Raw genomic sequence first — 15,872 nt, 5'->3', positions numbered from 1 at the left:
CTTGTCGGTGAATCCGGCCCGTCAGACGTGACGGCCGGAGAAGAACGTCTCGCGCAGCGTGCGCATCCACATCGTCTGCGCGTCGGCCAGCGCGAGACGGCGCTGCCGCGCGAAGCCGTGCCGCGCGAGATGGTCGGCAACCCGCGTGTGGCCGGCCGGAACGGCACAGCCGACCGCATCGGTACGCAGGTCGTCGAGAAACAGGTAATGCACGACGGACGGCAGCCAGCCGGCTACGCGGTGCGGGCCGCGCCAGCGCGGCTCGCCGACCAGCATCCGCAGCCCGCGGTCGTAGTCGCGCGCCGCGACGTGCGGCGCGAGCGCGTCCTCCTTCAGCCAGAACGCTTCGAAATACGCGAACGGCTCGCCGTCGAAGCAGCCGACGAGCGGCGTGACGTGCGGATCGGTTTCCTGCGGGCCTGCCGCGCCGCATGGCGCGGGCCGTGCGCCCGGCCAGCCGTCGCGCACACGCGGTTCGTCGAACCAGCGCGCGAGCCGCTCGGCATCCTCCGCCGGCTGCCAGCCGCGCAGCGTGAAGCGCACGCCGAGCGCCGGCAGGTCGCGCGCGTAGACGTCGCCGCGCGGCGCGGGCGGCCGGAGCGGATGGCGCCGGCCGTCGGTGATCGTCGGCAGCATCGCGCACGGCGGAGGCGCGCCGACGCGCCACAGGTCGGCCTGTTGCGCCCAGCCGTCGCGCACGCAGCGGCCGCCGTCGGCGAGGACGCCGCTCGCGCGCAGCGCGTCGAGCGCGACCGCCGGCCAGGCGGCCGGGTCGAGCCGGATCGCCGCGTGGCGCGCGCTGTCCGAGAACGCCGCGGCCAGCGCGGCCAGCAGCGCCCGCCGCTGGTCGGCCGGCGCCGCGCGATGGTTGTAGGCGACGAGGCGCAGCGCGCCGTCGTCGCCAAGCTGCGCGCGCAGCAACTGCGCGCCGATCCCGTCGCCGTGCGCGACGCGGATCTCCACGCCGTCGCGCACGGCGAACAGGCCGTCCGCGAACGCGAGGCGGTAGGTATCGAGCATCGTGAATCCGTCCGGACGCACCTCAGCCAGCATGGCGCGCCTCCTGTCCCGTTTGCGCTTGCGCATCGAGCCGCGCGCCGAGCGCCGCGAGCGTCGGCGCCGCGAACACGTCGGCGACCGTCAGCGCATGGCCGGCACGGCTTGCGGCATCGACGAAGCGCACGACGTCGAACGACGTCGCGCCGGCTTCGAACAGGTCCGCATCGGGCTCGGGGGCGGCCGTCGCGAACGTGTCCGACCACAGCGCGGCGAGCACGGCAGCGGCATGCGACGGCATGGCGTGGATCCGTGTCGCGCCGTCGGCGCGTGCGCCGAACGCGACGCGCGTATCCGCGCGCTCATCGGGCGCGCCGAGCACGGCTTCCGACGCACCGGCGAAACGCGCGACTTCGTCGTGATACAGATCGACGAGCGTGTCGACGAAATCGCGCGCGAGCAGTTCGTCCGCATACGAGAACGCGGCGCTCACGCGGCCGTCCGGATGCTCGACGACGTCCAGCTCCAGCGTAAACACGACACGATGGCGCACGTCGTCGAATTCGGCCAGCGACAGGCCGGCCCAGTCGCGCGCGGCCGCACCCGTCGGGCGCAGGTAGTTGAACATCACCTGGAACAGCGGATTGGCCTGCGCGGCACGCGGCGCACGCAACGCGGCCACCACATCGGCGAACGGCACGTCGGCATGCGCATACGCGGCGAGCGCCGTGTCGCGCACCCGTGCGAGCACGTCCGCGCGGCGCGCGGCCGGGTCGATGCGCGTGCGCACGACGACCGCGTTGATGAACAGGCCGAGCGCCGCGCAGGCCGCGTCGCCCGTGAGCGCTCGCGTCGACGCGAGCACGCCGACCGGCTGGTCGGCCACGCCCGTCGCGCGGAACAGCGCGGTGTTGAGCGCCGCGTGCAGCAGCATCGGCAGCGTGGCGTGCGACGCCGACGCGGCGTCGCGCGCGGCGCGAATCAGTTGCCCATCGAATTCGAACGCGATGCGGGCCGCGCGCCATTGCGGCACGGCCGGCGCGTCGGCACGCTGCGGCAGCACGCGCGACGGCAGATCGGCGAGCGCATCGCGCCAGTACGCGACACGCGCCGGATGGCAAGGCGCCGGCAGCACGAGCGGCAAGGCCGGCTGCACGGCTTCGGCGGCCGGCACGGCGCTGCGCTGCACGCGGGCGACATAGCGGGCGCGCACCGCGTCGAGCCACAGCTCGATCGATTCGCCATCCGACACGATGTGGTGAATCGTCAGCGACAGCACGTGATCGTCCGCACCGAGCCGCAACACGCGAGCGCGCCACAGCGGCGCGTCGGCCGCGAGGTCGAACGGTGCGAGCGCATCCGCGTCGGTCAGCGCGGCCGCGCGGGAGAGCGCATCGGCGTGGGCCGACAGGTCGGTCACCGGCAGATCGACGGCAATGTCCGCGTCGATCCGCTGGCCCGGCAGCGCGCCGTCGCGAGCGACGAGCCGCGCACGCAGCGCCGGATGCATGGCCGCCGCATCCGAGAACGCCCCGCGCAGCGCCGCGACATCCAGCGGGCCGCGCACGCGCAGCGCGACCGGAATGTTGTACGCGGCGCTGTCCGGTTGCGCGCGCCACAGGAACCACAGGCCGAGTTGCGCGGGCGACAGCGGCCATACGCCATGCGCGTCCGGTTTGACCACCGCGACGCCCGGCGCCGCGGCGCCCGCATGCGCGGCGCGCGGCGCATCGGCCACCTGCAGCGCGTATTGCGCAAGCACGGGCGCCTCGAACAGCGCACGCACCGGCACGTCGCGGCCAAGCCGTTCGGTCACGCGCGTCGCGACGCGCACGGCCGCGAGCGAATGACCGCCGAGATCGAAGAAGTGATCGCCGCGGCCGACGCGCTCCAGGTTCAGCACGTCGCACCAGATCGCCGCGAGCACGGCTTCGTCGCCGTCGTGCGGCGCCTCGTACTCACGTTCGATACGCACCGGCGCCGGCAGCCGCGCGCGGTCGACCTTGCTGTTCGCGTTGCGCGGCAGCGCGTCGAGCACGATCAATTGCGCGGGCACCATGTAATCGGGCAGCGTGCGGCGCAGATGCGCGTCGAGCGTCGCGGCTTCGATCGGCTGCGCGGCTGCCTGCGCGTCGGCGGTCAGTTCGACGTACGCGACGAGTTGCGCGAGCGCGCCCTGCCCGTGCACGACCGCGCATGCTTCGCGCACCGCGTCATGTGCGGCGAGCTGCGCTTCGATTTCGCCGAGCTCGATGCGCAGGCCGCGCAGCTTCACCTGGTGATCGACGCGGCCGATGAAATCGAATACGCCGTCCGCGCGGCGCCGCACGAGGTCGCCGGTGCGGTACAGTCGCGCGCCCGGCGCGCCGTACGGATCCGGCACGAAACGCTCGGCCGTCAGCGCCGGGCGGTCGAGGTAGCCGCGTGCGACGCCGATCCCCTCGCCGCCCAGATACAGTTCGCCGATCACGCCGACCGGCAGCGGATGCAGCCGCGCGTCGAGCACGTGCGCGGTGCGCGCGCCGACCAGCGTGCCGATCGGCAGATACGCGGCGTCGCCGAGCTTCGCGAGATCGTCGCCGGGGCGAAACATCCACAGCGTCGGCGTGATGACCGTTTCGGTCGGGCCGTAGCCGTTGACCACGCGCACGTTCGGCAGCGCACGGCGCAACATCGCGAACGCCTCGCGCGACGTCGCCTCGCCGCCGACGGTCAGCGAACGCAGCGTCGGCGGCGCGCCGTGCGCGAGCGCCCATTCGGCGAGCTGTGCCGCGCAGCCGGGTGGCACGTAGGTCATCGTCACGCCGTCGCGGATCATCATCGCGCAGGTCTGCGCGGGCGGCCACAGCACGTCGGCCGTCACCGACACGGCGGCGCCCGACATGTATTGCGAAAACCAGCCTTCGTGCGCACCGTCGAAATTGACCGACTGGAACAGCAGGAACACGTCGTTCTCGCCCGCGCCGTAACGCTCGGCGATCGCCGCGCAATGCAGCGCGAACGACGCGTGGTCGACGATCACGCCTTTCGGCTTGCCGGTCGAGCCCGACGTATAGATCGCATAGGCCGCGTGGCCGGGCAGCACGTCCGGCAACGCGACGTGCGCGGCTTCGTCGAGCGCATCGATCGCATCGGCGCGCCACACGCGCAGCGCAGGCAGTTCGGGCAGCGACGCGGCGCTCGCGGCGTCGGTCAGCACGTGCGCGATGTTCGCGTCGCCGACGATCTGCGCGAGCCGTTCGCGCGGGTGAGCCGGGTCGAGCGGCACGAACGCGGCGCCCGACTTCAGCACCGCGATCAGCGCGACGAGCAGGTCGACCGAGCGCTGCAGCGCGACGCCCACGCGCATCTCGGGCCGCACGCCGGCCGCCACCAGATGGCGCGCCAGGCGCGCCGCGCGGTTATCGACTTCGCCGCGCGTCAATGCGCGATCGACATCGGCGACGCCGCGTGCGTCGGGCCGCGCGTGCGCATGCGCGGCGATGCGCACATGCACCGGAACGAACGGCTCGGCAGCGGTCGCGCCGGCCGGCGCGTTCCACGCGAAGAGCTGCGCGCGTTCGTCGGCAGGCAGCCAGTCGAGATCGCCGATCGGCATGTCGGGGCGCGCGAGGGCATCGGTCAGCAGCGTGATGAAGCGCGTAGCCAGCCGTGCGATCGCATCCGCGTCGAACAGGTCGAGCGCGTAGATGAAAGCAGCGTCGAAGGTGCCGTCCGGCGTCGCTTCGACGGACAGCGTCAGGTCGAATTTCGCGGACGGCGTGCCCGACGGCAGCAACGCGGCCGATGCCGAGCCGAGTGCCGGCAGCGCGCGGCGTTCGCCGTACGCGGCCATCACCTGGAACAGCGGATGGTGGCTTGCACTGCGCGGCACGCCGAGCGCGTCGACCACCTGCTCGAACGGCACGTCCTGATGCATCTGCGCGTCGACGAGCGCGCGCTGCGTACGCGCGACCAGCGACGAGAAATCGCCGTGCGCGGGCACGTCGACGTCGATCGCCAGCGTGTTGACGAAGAAACCGATCAGGCCCGCGACTTCCGCGCGCTCCCGGTTCGCGGCCGGCACGCCGACGCAGATCCGTGCGTCGCCGGTCGCGCGCGCCAGCAGCGCGTCGAGCGCGGCGAGCAGCACCGCGAACGGCGTCGCGCCGGCCGCGGCCGCGAACGCGCGCAACCGCGCACCGATGCGCGCATCGAGCGAAAACACATGACGCGCGCCGCGCGCACTGCGCCGCGCCGGCCGCGCGGTCGCGCCGGGCAGCGTCAGCACGCCGCGCTGCGGATCGAGCCGCTCGCGCCAGAACGCGAGCTGACGGTCGCGCTCGCCGGCGTCGAGCCAGCGGCGCTGCCACAGCGCGTAGTCGGCGTACTGGATCGGCAGCGGCGCGAGCGGCACCGGCTCGCCCGACGCATACGCGCGATAGAACGCCGCGAGTTCGTCCAGCATCACGCCCGACGACCAGCCGTCCGACACGATGTGATGCACGGTGAGCGCGAGCCAATGATGCGTCGCGTCGAAGCGAATCAGATGCGCGCGCACGAGCGGCGCCGCCCCGAGATCGAACGGTTCGGCTTCGTCGGCCGTCGCGAGCGCTTGCGCGCGCGCCACGCGCTGCGCATCCGGCAACGCGTCGAGATCGGTTTCGCGCCACGGGCAGCGCAACGGCGCGTGGATCGTTTGCGCGACGCCGTCCTGCGCTTCGTCGAAGGTCGTGCGCAGCGCCTCGTGGCGCGCAATCAGCGCATCGCATGCGAGACGCAGCGCATGCACGTCGAGCGGGCCCGTCAGCGCCAGGCGCTCGGTGATGTGGTACGCGTCCGGCGCATCGATCAGCCGCGCGTGCAGCCACAGCCGCGTCTGCGCGAACGACGCCGGCACGCGGTCGCTGCGCGGCGTGCGCGGCGGGATCGGCAGCACGCGGAAGTCGATGCCGGCCGCGCCGAGCTTGTCGATGAAGACCGCGCGCTGCGCGTCGGGCAGTTGCGCGAAACGCGTCGCGAGCGCGAGCCAGTCGGGTTGAACCTTCGTCATCCGTCGTCCTTATTGGGTTTCCAGTTCGCCGAGCAGCGCGTCGATCGCGCTTGCCGCATCGGTTGCGCCGCGTGCCGCGCAGGCCGCGTCGATCGCTTCCGCGCAGCGCGCCAGCGTGCGCGTGTCGAACAGCGTGCGCAGCGGCAGCGCGAGCCCCCAGTGCAGGTTGGCCTGCGCGTGGGCCTGCGTCGCGAGCAGCGAGTGGCCGCCGAGCAGGAAGAAATCGCCGTCGCGGCCGATCGCGTCCACGTGCAGCACGCGCTGCCAGATTTCCGCGAGCGCACGCTCGGTATCGGTCGCGAGTTCGATGGCTTCGGTCGCTTCACGCACCGGCGCGGGCAACGCATGGCGGTCGCACTTGCCGTTCGGCGTAACGGGCAATGCATCGAGTTCGATCAGTTGCGACGGCACCATGTACGCCGGCAGTTGCGCACGCAGCGCGTCGAGCAACGCCGCGCGGTCGAGCGGGCCAGCGCCGCCGCGGGCGACGTAGCCGATCAGCTGCTCGTCGCGCACGATCACGACCGCATCGTTGACCCCCGGCGCCGCGCGCAGCAGCGCCTCGATCTCGCCCGGCTCGATTCGCTGGCCGCGCAGCTTCACCTGCGTGTCGACCCGGCCGAGGTAGTCGAGCGCGCCGTCCGCGCGCCGGCGCGCGAGGTCGCCGGTGCGGTACATGCGCCCCCCCGGCACGAACGGATCGGGCACGAAGCGCTCGGCGGTCAGCGCCGGACGGCCGAGATAGCCGCGTGCGAGGCCCGCGCCCGCGAGATACAGTTCGCCGGTCGCGCCGGCCGGCACCGGCTGCCACGCGGCATCGAGCACGTGCAGTTGCAGGTTCGCGATCGGATGGCCGATCGGCACCGCGGCCGCACGCGCGTCGTCGGGGCCGCAGGTCCAGTGCGACACATCGATCGCGGCTTCGGTCGGCCCGTACAGGTTCACGAGCGTCGCGTTCGGCAAGAGGCGCGCCATCTTCGCGACGAGTTCGGGCGCCAGCGCCTCCCCGCTCGCGACGATCAGGCGCACGCTGTCGCATTGCGCGGCAGCCGCGAAATCGTCGAGATGCGCAGCGAACGCGGCGAGCATCGACGGCACGAAATGCAGCACCGTCACGCCGTGCGCGTGGATCGCGGCGGCCAGACGCGCCGGATCGCGGTGATCGCCCGGCGCGGCGATCGCGAGCTTCGCGCCGATCGCGAGCGGCCACACGAATTCCCACACCGACACGTCGAAGCCGAACGGCGTCTTGTGCAGCACGACGTCGTCGCGCGTCAGCCGGTACGCATGCTGCATCCACGCGATCCGGTTCGCGAGCGCGCCGTGCGTGTTGCCGGCGCCCTTCGGCTTGCCGGTCGAGCCGGACGTGTAGATCAGGTACGCGAGCTGCGCGTCGTCGATCGCGGCGGCGTGATCGTCGGTATCGCCCGCTTCGTCGGCCAGCAGTTCCGCGACCGTCAGCAGTTGCGTCTCGGCGCCCTCGCCCAGCGCGGCTTCGACCTGTTCGCGCAGATGCGCCTGCGTGATCGCGACGGCCGGCCGCGCGTCGCGCAGCAGGTAAGCAATGCGTTCGGCCGGATAGTCGGGATCGACCGGCAGATACGCGGCGCCGGCCTTCAGCACGCCGACGAGCGCCATCACCATGTCGAACGAGCGCTCGACGCACAGCGCGACCGGCGTATCGGGCTGCACGCCGCGCCGGCGCAGCGCGGCGGCGATGCGCGACGTCGCGGCGTCGAGTTCGCGATAGGTCGCGCGCTGCACATGGCCGCGAGCGTCCGCGTATTCGAGCGCGGTCGCGTCGGGCGTCGCCCGTGCCGCGTCGCCGAATTGCAGGTGCAGCGGCTGCCGTCGTTCCACCGGCCAGGTACGCGCGGTGTCCTGCGCACGCGTCAGCGCATCGCGGGTCGCATCGTCGGCGATCGACAGCGTGCCGAGCCGCGCGTCGGGCGTACGGGCCAGCGCATCGAGCGCGCTGGCGAAGGCGCGGTGCCAGGTCTCGACCTGACGCGCGTCGATGCGCGCGGTGTCGTAGCCGTAGTCGATCGTCAGTTCGACGCCGGTTTCGATCACGAGCGTCAGCGCGAAATCGGTCGCTTCGATGCTGCGTACGCCGCTCAACGCCAGCGCGCGCGGATCGGCATCGCGCGCGGTGTCGTCCACCGGATAGTTCTCGAATACGACCAGCGTATCGAACAGTGCTCCGCCCGCCCCGCGCGCCCAGCGCTGGATGTCGGCGAGCGGCGTGTGCGCGTGTTCGGCGGCGGCCGCGTTCTCGCGTTGCAGCGTTTGCAGCCAGTCGGCCGCCCGTTGCTGCGGCGCCGGCGCGGTGATCACCGGCAGCGTGTTGATGAAAAGACCGAGCACCGAGTCGACGTCCGCGAGCGCGTCGGGACGGCCCGCGACGGTCGCGCCGAACGCGACGGCCGGCTGGTGCGTCATCCGCTGCAGCGCGAGCGCCCATGCACCCTGCACCAGCGTGTTGACGGTCAGTTTCAACGCGCGGGCGGTCTGCGCGACGCGCGTCGTCGTGTCGGCATCGAGCGTCGCGCGCCACGTGACCATCTCGGCATCCGCGCGGTCGGCCGTGCGTTCCGCGATCAGCGTGGGCGCGTCGAGCCGCGCCAGGCGCTCGGTCCAGAAGCGCTCGTCGGCGTCGCGATCGCGCGTGCCGAGCCACGCGATGAAGTCGCGATAGCGCAGCGCCGGACGGCTCGCGAACGGCGACACGGCGTCCGGGTCGCGGTAGTCGCGCAGCACGTCGGCGAGCAGCCGCGCGGTGCTCCAGCCGTCGAGCAGCACGTGGTGACGCGTCCATACGACGCGCCATGCGCCGTCCGTCACGCGGATCAGCGTGAGCCGCATCAGCGGCGGCTCGCGCCAGTCGAAGCCGCGTGCGCGGTCGGCCGCGAGCCACGCGTCGAAATCGGCGTCGAGCGTGTCGCCGCGCGTGCGCCAGTCGAGTTGCTCGACCGGCATGCGCGCATGACGATGCACGCACTGTAGCGGCGCGGCTTCGTCCGGCATCACGCTCGTGCGCAGGATGTCGTGACGCGCGACGGATGCGTCGAACGCAGCCGCGAGCCGGTCGGCGTCGAGCGCCGTTGCGGTCGCGACGAGCTGGTTCACGTAGCTCGCGTGGCCAGGCGCGAACAGCGCATGGAACAGGATGCCCTGCTGCATCGGCGACAACGGATACACGTCGTCGATCGCGCGCCAGTCGAGCGGCGCGCGCTCGATCGCGGCCTGCGTGAGACCGGCCGCCTGCGCGAGCGGGAAATCGCCCGGCGTCGCGCCGGCGCCGCGATGCGCGACGCGCGACGCGCAGGCGTCGACGAGTTCGCGCAGCGCGGCCGCGAAGCGTTCGGCGAACGCGTCGATCGTCGCGCGTTCGAATTGCGGCGCACCGTAGACCCAGTGAACCTTCAGCGTGCGCGCACCGTCGCCGCCCGCGTCGAGGTACGCATGGATCGCGAGCGTATTGCCGAGCGGGCCCTGCGGGTCGCGCTCGACGCCGGTGCCGCCGAAACGCGGGACGAGCATTGCATCGCGCGGCGCGTCGAACTGGCCGAGATAGTTGAACGTGACGCGCGGGCGCGGCACGGCGGCCAGCGTCGCGCGCGTCGCCGTATCGCCATGGTGCGCGAGCACGCCGAAGCCGAGCCCCTTGTGCGGCACCGCGCGCAGCGTGTCCTTGACCGCGCACAGCGTGTCGCGGGCCGTCGCTTCGACCGGCAGCGTCACCGGGTAATGACTCGTCAGCCAGCCGATCGTGCGGCTGGCATCCGCGTCGTCGAACAGCGCCTCGCGGCCGTGTCCTTCCAGCTCGACCCGGCACGATGCGGCGCCGCTCGCGCCGGCCAGCGCCAGCGCGAGCGCCGCGCCGAGCAGCTCGATCGTCTGCGTGCGATAGGCCGCGTGCGCGTCGGTCAGCGCGGCGCGGGTCAATGCCGCGTCGATCGTCTGCACGACGACTGCCGCGTCGGCGTTCGTCGCCGCTGCGTCGGGGTGATCGGGCACGATGTCGTCGCCCTGCGCCATGCCGGCCCAGTAGGCAGCTTCGGCTGCGAACGGCGACGCCGGCTCCGTTGCGGCGCGGGCGAGCCGCGCGGCCCATGCGTCCGCGCGCAGGCCCGGTTGCGACAGGCGGATCGGCGTGCGCTCGCATGCGGCGCGATAAGCGGTGTCCAGGTCGTCGAGCAGGATCCGCCACGACACGCCGTCGACGATCGCATGGTGAATCGCGAGATAGAGCCGCGTCGAACCGTCCGGCAGCCGTGCCGCGCACGCGCAGGCGAGCGGCCCGCTGCCGAGGTCGAGACGGCGTTGCAGCGCGTCGAAACGTGCCAGCGCGTCGGCTTCGTCACGGGCGGCGACTTCGACGAACGGCAGCGCGTCGTACGGCTTCGCCGCATCGCTCGCGTGCCACGTGCCGTCCGCGCCGCGCGCGAAGCGCTGACGGAATGCGTCGTGATGCGTGAGCAGCGCGTCGAATGCGCGGGCGAACGCGTCCGCGTCGAACGCGCCGCGCACATCGAACGACACCGCCTGGTTCCAGTGGCCGCGGTGCGGGATATCGAGCGCGAAGAAGCGTTGCTGCGCGGGCGTCAGGATCGACGTGGCAGCCGGCAGCGCGACGGCAGTCGCGTCTGCGCTTGCAGGCCGGGCGGCGATGGCCGTGTCGTCCGTTTTTGCGATGCGTGCGAGTTCGGCGACGGTCGGCCCGTCGAACAGCTGCTTCGGCGTGAAGCGCACGCCGCGCTTGCGCGCACGGGCGATCACCTGCAGCACGAGGATCGAATCGCCGCCGAGTTCGAAGAAATTATCGTCGCGGCCGACTTTCGGCGCCTTCAGCACGGCTTGCCAGACGTCGGCGAGCACCGTTTCGACCGCGCCCTGCGGCGCATCGCCGGACGCGACCGGGACCGGCACGGCCGCCAGCTCGCGCAATGCCGCGCGATCGATCTTGCCGTTCGCCGTCACGGGCAGGCGCGCCAGCGCGACGAATTGCGCGGGCACCATGTAGTCGGGCAGCTTCGCGGCGAGCGCGGCGCGCATCGCGGCCTCGTCGAATGTCGCACCGTCGCGCATCACGACGAACGTCGCGAGCCGCAGGCGGCCATCGTGCTCGATCGCGAGCGTTTCGGCCTGCGCGATCGGGCCGGCCGCGCGCACGGCCGCACTCACCTCGCCCGGCTCGACGCGGTAGCCGCGAATCTTCACCTGGTCGTCGATACGGCCGAGGAAAACGAGCCGGCCGTCCGCGCGCAACCGCACGCGGTCGCCCGTGCGATACAGCCGCGCGCCGGGTGTGAACGGATCGGGCACGAACCGTTCGGCGGTTTGCGCGGGGCGTCCGAGATAGCCGCGTGCGACACCCGGCCCGCCCAGATACAGCTCGCCCATCGCGCCGGCCGGCACGCAGGCGCCGAACGCGTCGAGCACCAGCGCGCGCGCATTCGGCAGCGGCACGCCGAGCGGCACGCCGCTCGCGGGATCGCGCGCGCCGGCGGCGATCGACGCCGTGTCGCACGCGATCGCGCCGACCGTCGCTTCGGTCGGCCCGTAATGGTTGATCACGCGGCAGGCCGGTGCGAGCGCGGCCAGCCGCGCGACCAGCGCCCACGTGAGCGTTTCGCCGCCCGTGACGAGCGCGTGGCGCGGCAGCACGTCGGCCGGCGCGCGCGCATCGAGCAGCGCCTGCAGGTGGCTCGGCACGATCTTCAGCACGCCGACGTCGCGACGGCGCATTTCGTCGGCGAACAGATCGGGATCGAACGCACACGCGGCCGGCAGCAGGTGCAGCGTGCGGCCCGCGCACAACGCGCCGAACAGCGTCGTGTGGCCGAGGTCGGCCGCGACGGTCGAGACCATCGCGAACGACGCGTCGGGTGCGAACGCGAGTTCGTCGAGCATCCCCTGCACGTAGTCGGCCAGCGCACCGTGCGAGACGACGACGCCCTTCGGCGCGCCGGTCGAGCCCGACGTATAGATCAGGTACGCGCCCTGTTCCGGGTGCGGCGCGGTGCGCACGCCGGCCGCATGGGCGAGCGTCGCGTCCTGCACGAGCGCGTCGACGTCGAGCGGCTGCGCGTCGATGCCCGCCGGCCACGCGGCCGGCTCCGCGACGAGCGCCCAGCGCGCACCGCAGTCGGCCGCCGCCGCGGCGAGTCGCGCGGCCGGCTGCGCGGGGTCGAGCAGCACGGCCAGCGCGCCGGCTTTCAGCGCGCCGAGCAGACCGACGACGAAACGCGCCGAGCGCTCGATGCAGACGACGACGGCCGCCTCGGCGGCCACGCCGCGTTGCGCCAGCGCCCGCGCGATGCGGTTCGATGCGTCGTCGAGCTCGGCGAACGTCAGCGAAGTCGATGCGTCGGAAAGCGCGATGCGATGCGGATACGCGGCCGCCTGCCGGGCGAATGCGGCGACGATATCGGCATGTTCGACTTGCAGCGCACGGCCGTCGCGCGGCTGGCGCGACGCGGCCGAAGCATCGCACGGTAGCGTGGCCGTCATGTGCTGCGGATCGCGCGCGGCCGCGCCGACGAGCGCCGCATAGCTGTCGAGCCATGCGCGCGCGGTATCGGCGTCGATGCAGTCGGTCGCATACGCCGCGACCAGTTCGATCCCGTTCGCGTCGTCGGTGAAATCGAGCGCGAAGTCGAAGCGCGCGGCGAGATCGGGGCCCGGCGTCGCGACCGCCGTGGCGCCCGGCAGCACGCTGTCGTGCCGTGCGTCGAACTGCTGCGCGAACTTCACCCGCAGCCATTCGTCGCCGCGCTTGACGGGCGGCTTCACCGCGTCGACGACACGCTCGAACGGCACGTCCTGGTGCGCGACCGCATCGAGCGCCGCGGTACGCGCCGCGTCGACGAGCGCGCGGAACGGCAGCGTCGGTGCCACGCGTACGCGCAGCGCGACCGTATTCAGGAAAAGGCCCAGCAGCGCACGCGTTTCGGGACGCTGGCGATGCGCGACCGGCACCGCGACGACGACGTCCGTTTCGCCGGTCAGGCGCGACAGCCATGCGTCGAGCGCCGCCAGCAGTACCGTGAAGACGGTTGCCCGTGCGTCGCGTGCGAGTTGCCGCACGTCGGCCGCGACCGCATCGGGCAGGCGCACCGACACGCGCGCGCCGTGCAGCGTGCGTACCGCGCCCGGCTGGCGATCGACCGGCAGCGCGAGCGGGCCCGGCACGTCGCGCAACGCGCCGCGCCAGTAGTCGAGCTGGCGCTCGCCCTCGCCGCCGGCCAGCATGTCGCGCTGCCAGTCCGCGTAGTCGGCGTACTGGATCGGCAATTCGGGCAGCGACGGTTCGCGGCCTTCGGCATACGCGCGATACGCAGCCGACAGTTCGTCGAACGCGCAGCGCGAGCTCCAACCATCGGTGATCGCGTGATGCGCGGTCAGCAGCAGGCGATGACGATCGTCGGCGAGCGCGATCAGCGTCGCGCGCAGCAGCGGGCCGCGCGCGAGGTCGAACGGCTCGGCCGCGTCGCGCTCGGCGAGACGGGCGGCTTGCGCGTCGCGGGCGGCCGGCGGCTGGTCGCGCAGGTCGACCGCGGCGATCGGCACCGGCAGATGCGCATGAATCCGCTGCATCACGACGCCGTCGTCGTTGTCGACGAGCGTCGTGCGCCAGGCTTCGTGACGGCCGATCACGTGATCGAGCGCCCGCTGCAGCGCGTCGCGGTCGAGCGCGCCGTCGATCGTCCAGTGTGCGGCGATGTGATACGCGGCGCTGGCGCCGCGTGTTTGCGCGAGCACCCAGAAACGTTGCTGCGCGAGCGATGCCGCACGGTCGATGTGCGGCGCACCCTGCGCACCCGGCGCCGCCGCATCGGCCGCCGCACGGCGCGCGGCAATCGTGGCCACCGGTTCGCCGGTCTCGCGTTCCGCCCGGTCGACTGTTGCGGCCAGTTCGGCGAGCGCCGGATCGGCGAACAGCGTATCGAGCCGCAGATTCACGCGCACGGTGGCGCGGATCGCGGCCTGCAACTGCATCGCGGCGAGCGAATCGGCGCCCAGCGCGAAGAAGCGATCGTCGCGCGACGGCGTGACGTCGAGGCCCAGCAGCGTCTGCCAGAGGCCCGCGATCTGCCGTTCGGTCGGCGTGCGCGGCGCATCGCCTGCGCCTTGCGCCGTGTCGCGCGCGGCGGCAATCCGCTCGCGCAGCGCGGCACGGTCGAGCTTGCCGTTCAGCGTGTACGGCAGCGTATCGCAACGCACGAACCGGTGCGGCTGCCAGGCGGCCGGCAATTGCGCGGCCACGTGCGCCTTCAATGCGGCATCGTCGGCCGCCGCGCGCAGCGCGACGCACGCAATCAGCCGCGTCGGCCCGTTGGCGGTTTCGGCCACCACGGCCGCGTCGGCCACGGCCGGGTGCGAGCGCAGGCATGCGGCGATTTCCGCCGGCTCCACGCGCACGCCGCGCACCTGAACCTGATCGTCGAGGCGGCCGAGAAAGTCGAACGCGCCGTCGTCGCGCAGGCGTGCGAGGTCGCCCGTGCGATAGACGCGCGCGCCGGGTTCGCCGTGCGCATCGGGAATGAAACGTTCGGCCGTGAGCGCCGCGCGACCGTGATAGCCGCGTGCGACGCAGACGCCGCCGAGCAGCAGCTCGCCCACGCCATCGGCTGCGGCGCCGCCGATGCGTGCCACGCGCGGGCCGATCGCGCGGCCGATCGGCAGCGACGCATACGCGTCGTCCGCGGCCAGCACCGGCGTTTCGCCCGGCTCGACCGGCCACAGCATCGGCGAGATCACGGCCTCGGTCGGCCCGTAACCGTTGATCAGGCGGACTGCCGGGAACGTGCGGCGCACGAATTCGAACGCCTGCTGCGGCAGCGCTTCGCCGCCGAACGCGAGTACGCGCAGTGCCGGCGGCACGCCGTCGCGCGCGGCGACGGCCGCGAATTCGCGCAGGTACGCGGGCGGAAATGCGGCGACGCTGACCGCTTCGCGCACCATCAGCGCATGTGCGGCGTCCGGCGCGAACGGCTGCGGCGGCGCGACGACGATGCCGGCGCCGACCGCGAGCGGCGCGAGCCAGCATTCGTGCGCGGCGTCGAAATTGACCGACGCGAAATGCAGCAGACGGTCGCCCGCCTCGATCGGCAACGCGGCCGCGAGCGCGTCGCAATGCGCGGCGAGCGGCCCGTGCTCGACGACCACCGCCTTCGGCGTGCCGGTCGAGCCCGACGTATAGATCATGTACGCGGCCGAACGCGGGTGCACGGTCATCGTGTCGTCATCGAACGCATCGTCCTGCGCGACACCCGATGCGTCGGCCGTCGCGTCGAACGCGTGTTCGAACGGCGTGCCGAGCGCCGCACGGCCGGCGGCGTCGACGATGCCGTGCCGCAGTTGCGCGTCCTGCACGATCCAGTCGAGGCGTGCGGCCGGATGGCGCGGATCGAGCGGCACGAACACGCCGCCCGCCTTGAGCACGGCCAGCAGCGCGACGAACAGTTCGCACGAACGCTCGACACATACGCCGACCCGCACTTCGGCGCCGACGCCGGCCGCGCGCAGGCGCCGGGCGAGTTGCGATGCACGTGCGTCGAGCGCACCGCGCGACAAGCGCAGGTCGTTCTGGAAAGGCACCGCGATCGCGGGTGCGTCGGGCGCGATGCGCGCCAGTGCGCGGATTCGGTGATGCAGCGCAGTCGGGAAACTCGTCATGTGCGTGAAGTCCTTCGGTCCGGCCGCTTCGGCCAAGTCTCGGGGCCGCTTGGGGCGGCTTCACTGGTGTGACGAACGACGCGGCCGATTTTTTACCGTTTTGCGCGCAAAGTGCGTGCGACCGCTTTTTTTGACGACGGGGCTAAATATTTGCGCGGCC

At 72.7% G+C, this 15,872-nt stretch carries 3 protein-coding genes; all 3 read right to left on the bottom strand.

What is annotated here, in order from left to right; translation table 11 throughout:
* Positions 1–21: 21 nt before the first annotated feature.
* Genes WT97_RS00490 through WT97_RS00480 form a run of 3 tightly spaced genes read right to left on the bottom strand, consistent with a single transcriptional unit; the run spans position 22 to position 15,712 of the window.
* Positions 22–1,053, bottom strand: a complete 1,032-nt coding sequence (locus tag WT97_RS00490; protein WP_060352596.1) for a GNAT family N-acetyltransferase — start codon at positions 1,051–1,053, stop codon at positions 22–24.
* Entirely contained in the window at positions 1,043–6,028 is a 4,986-nt protein-coding gene (locus tag WT97_RS00485; RefSeq protein WP_060352595.1) for a non-ribosomal peptide synthetase, read from the bottom strand. The genes WT97_RS00490 and WT97_RS00485 overlap by 11 nt, the downstream gene beginning before the upstream one ends.
* A gap of 9 nt (positions 6,029–6,037) precedes the next feature.
* Entirely contained in the window at positions 6,038–15,712 is a 9,675-nt protein-coding gene (locus WT97_RS00480) for a non-ribosomal peptide synthetase (RefSeq protein WP_060352626.1), read from the bottom strand.
* Between the last annotated feature and the right edge of the window lie 160 nt (positions 15,713–15,872).

The organism is Burkholderia sp. MSMB1459WGS (assembly GCF_001534535.1).
In the GTDB taxonomy this organism is placed as follows: Bacteria; Pseudomonadota; Gammaproteobacteria; order Burkholderiales; family Burkholderiaceae; genus Burkholderia.
The sequence above is the reverse complement of the archived record's forward strand: the minus strand, read 5'-3'. Positions and strand labels throughout refer to the sequence as shown.

Excerpts from the sequence above, each read along its gene's own strand:
- WT97_RS00480 (WP_060352626.1), bottom strand. The coding sequence starts at position 15,712 with ATGACGAGTTTCCCGACTGCGCTGCATCACCGAATCCGCGCACTGGCG.
- WT97_RS00485 (WP_060352595.1), bottom strand. The coding sequence starts at position 6,028 with ATGACGAAGGTTCAACCCGACTGGCTCGCGCTCGCGACGCGTTTCGCG.
- WT97_RS00490 (WP_060352596.1), bottom strand. The coding sequence starts at position 1,053 with ATGCTGGCTGAGGTGCGTCCGGACGGATTCACGATGCTCGATACCTAC.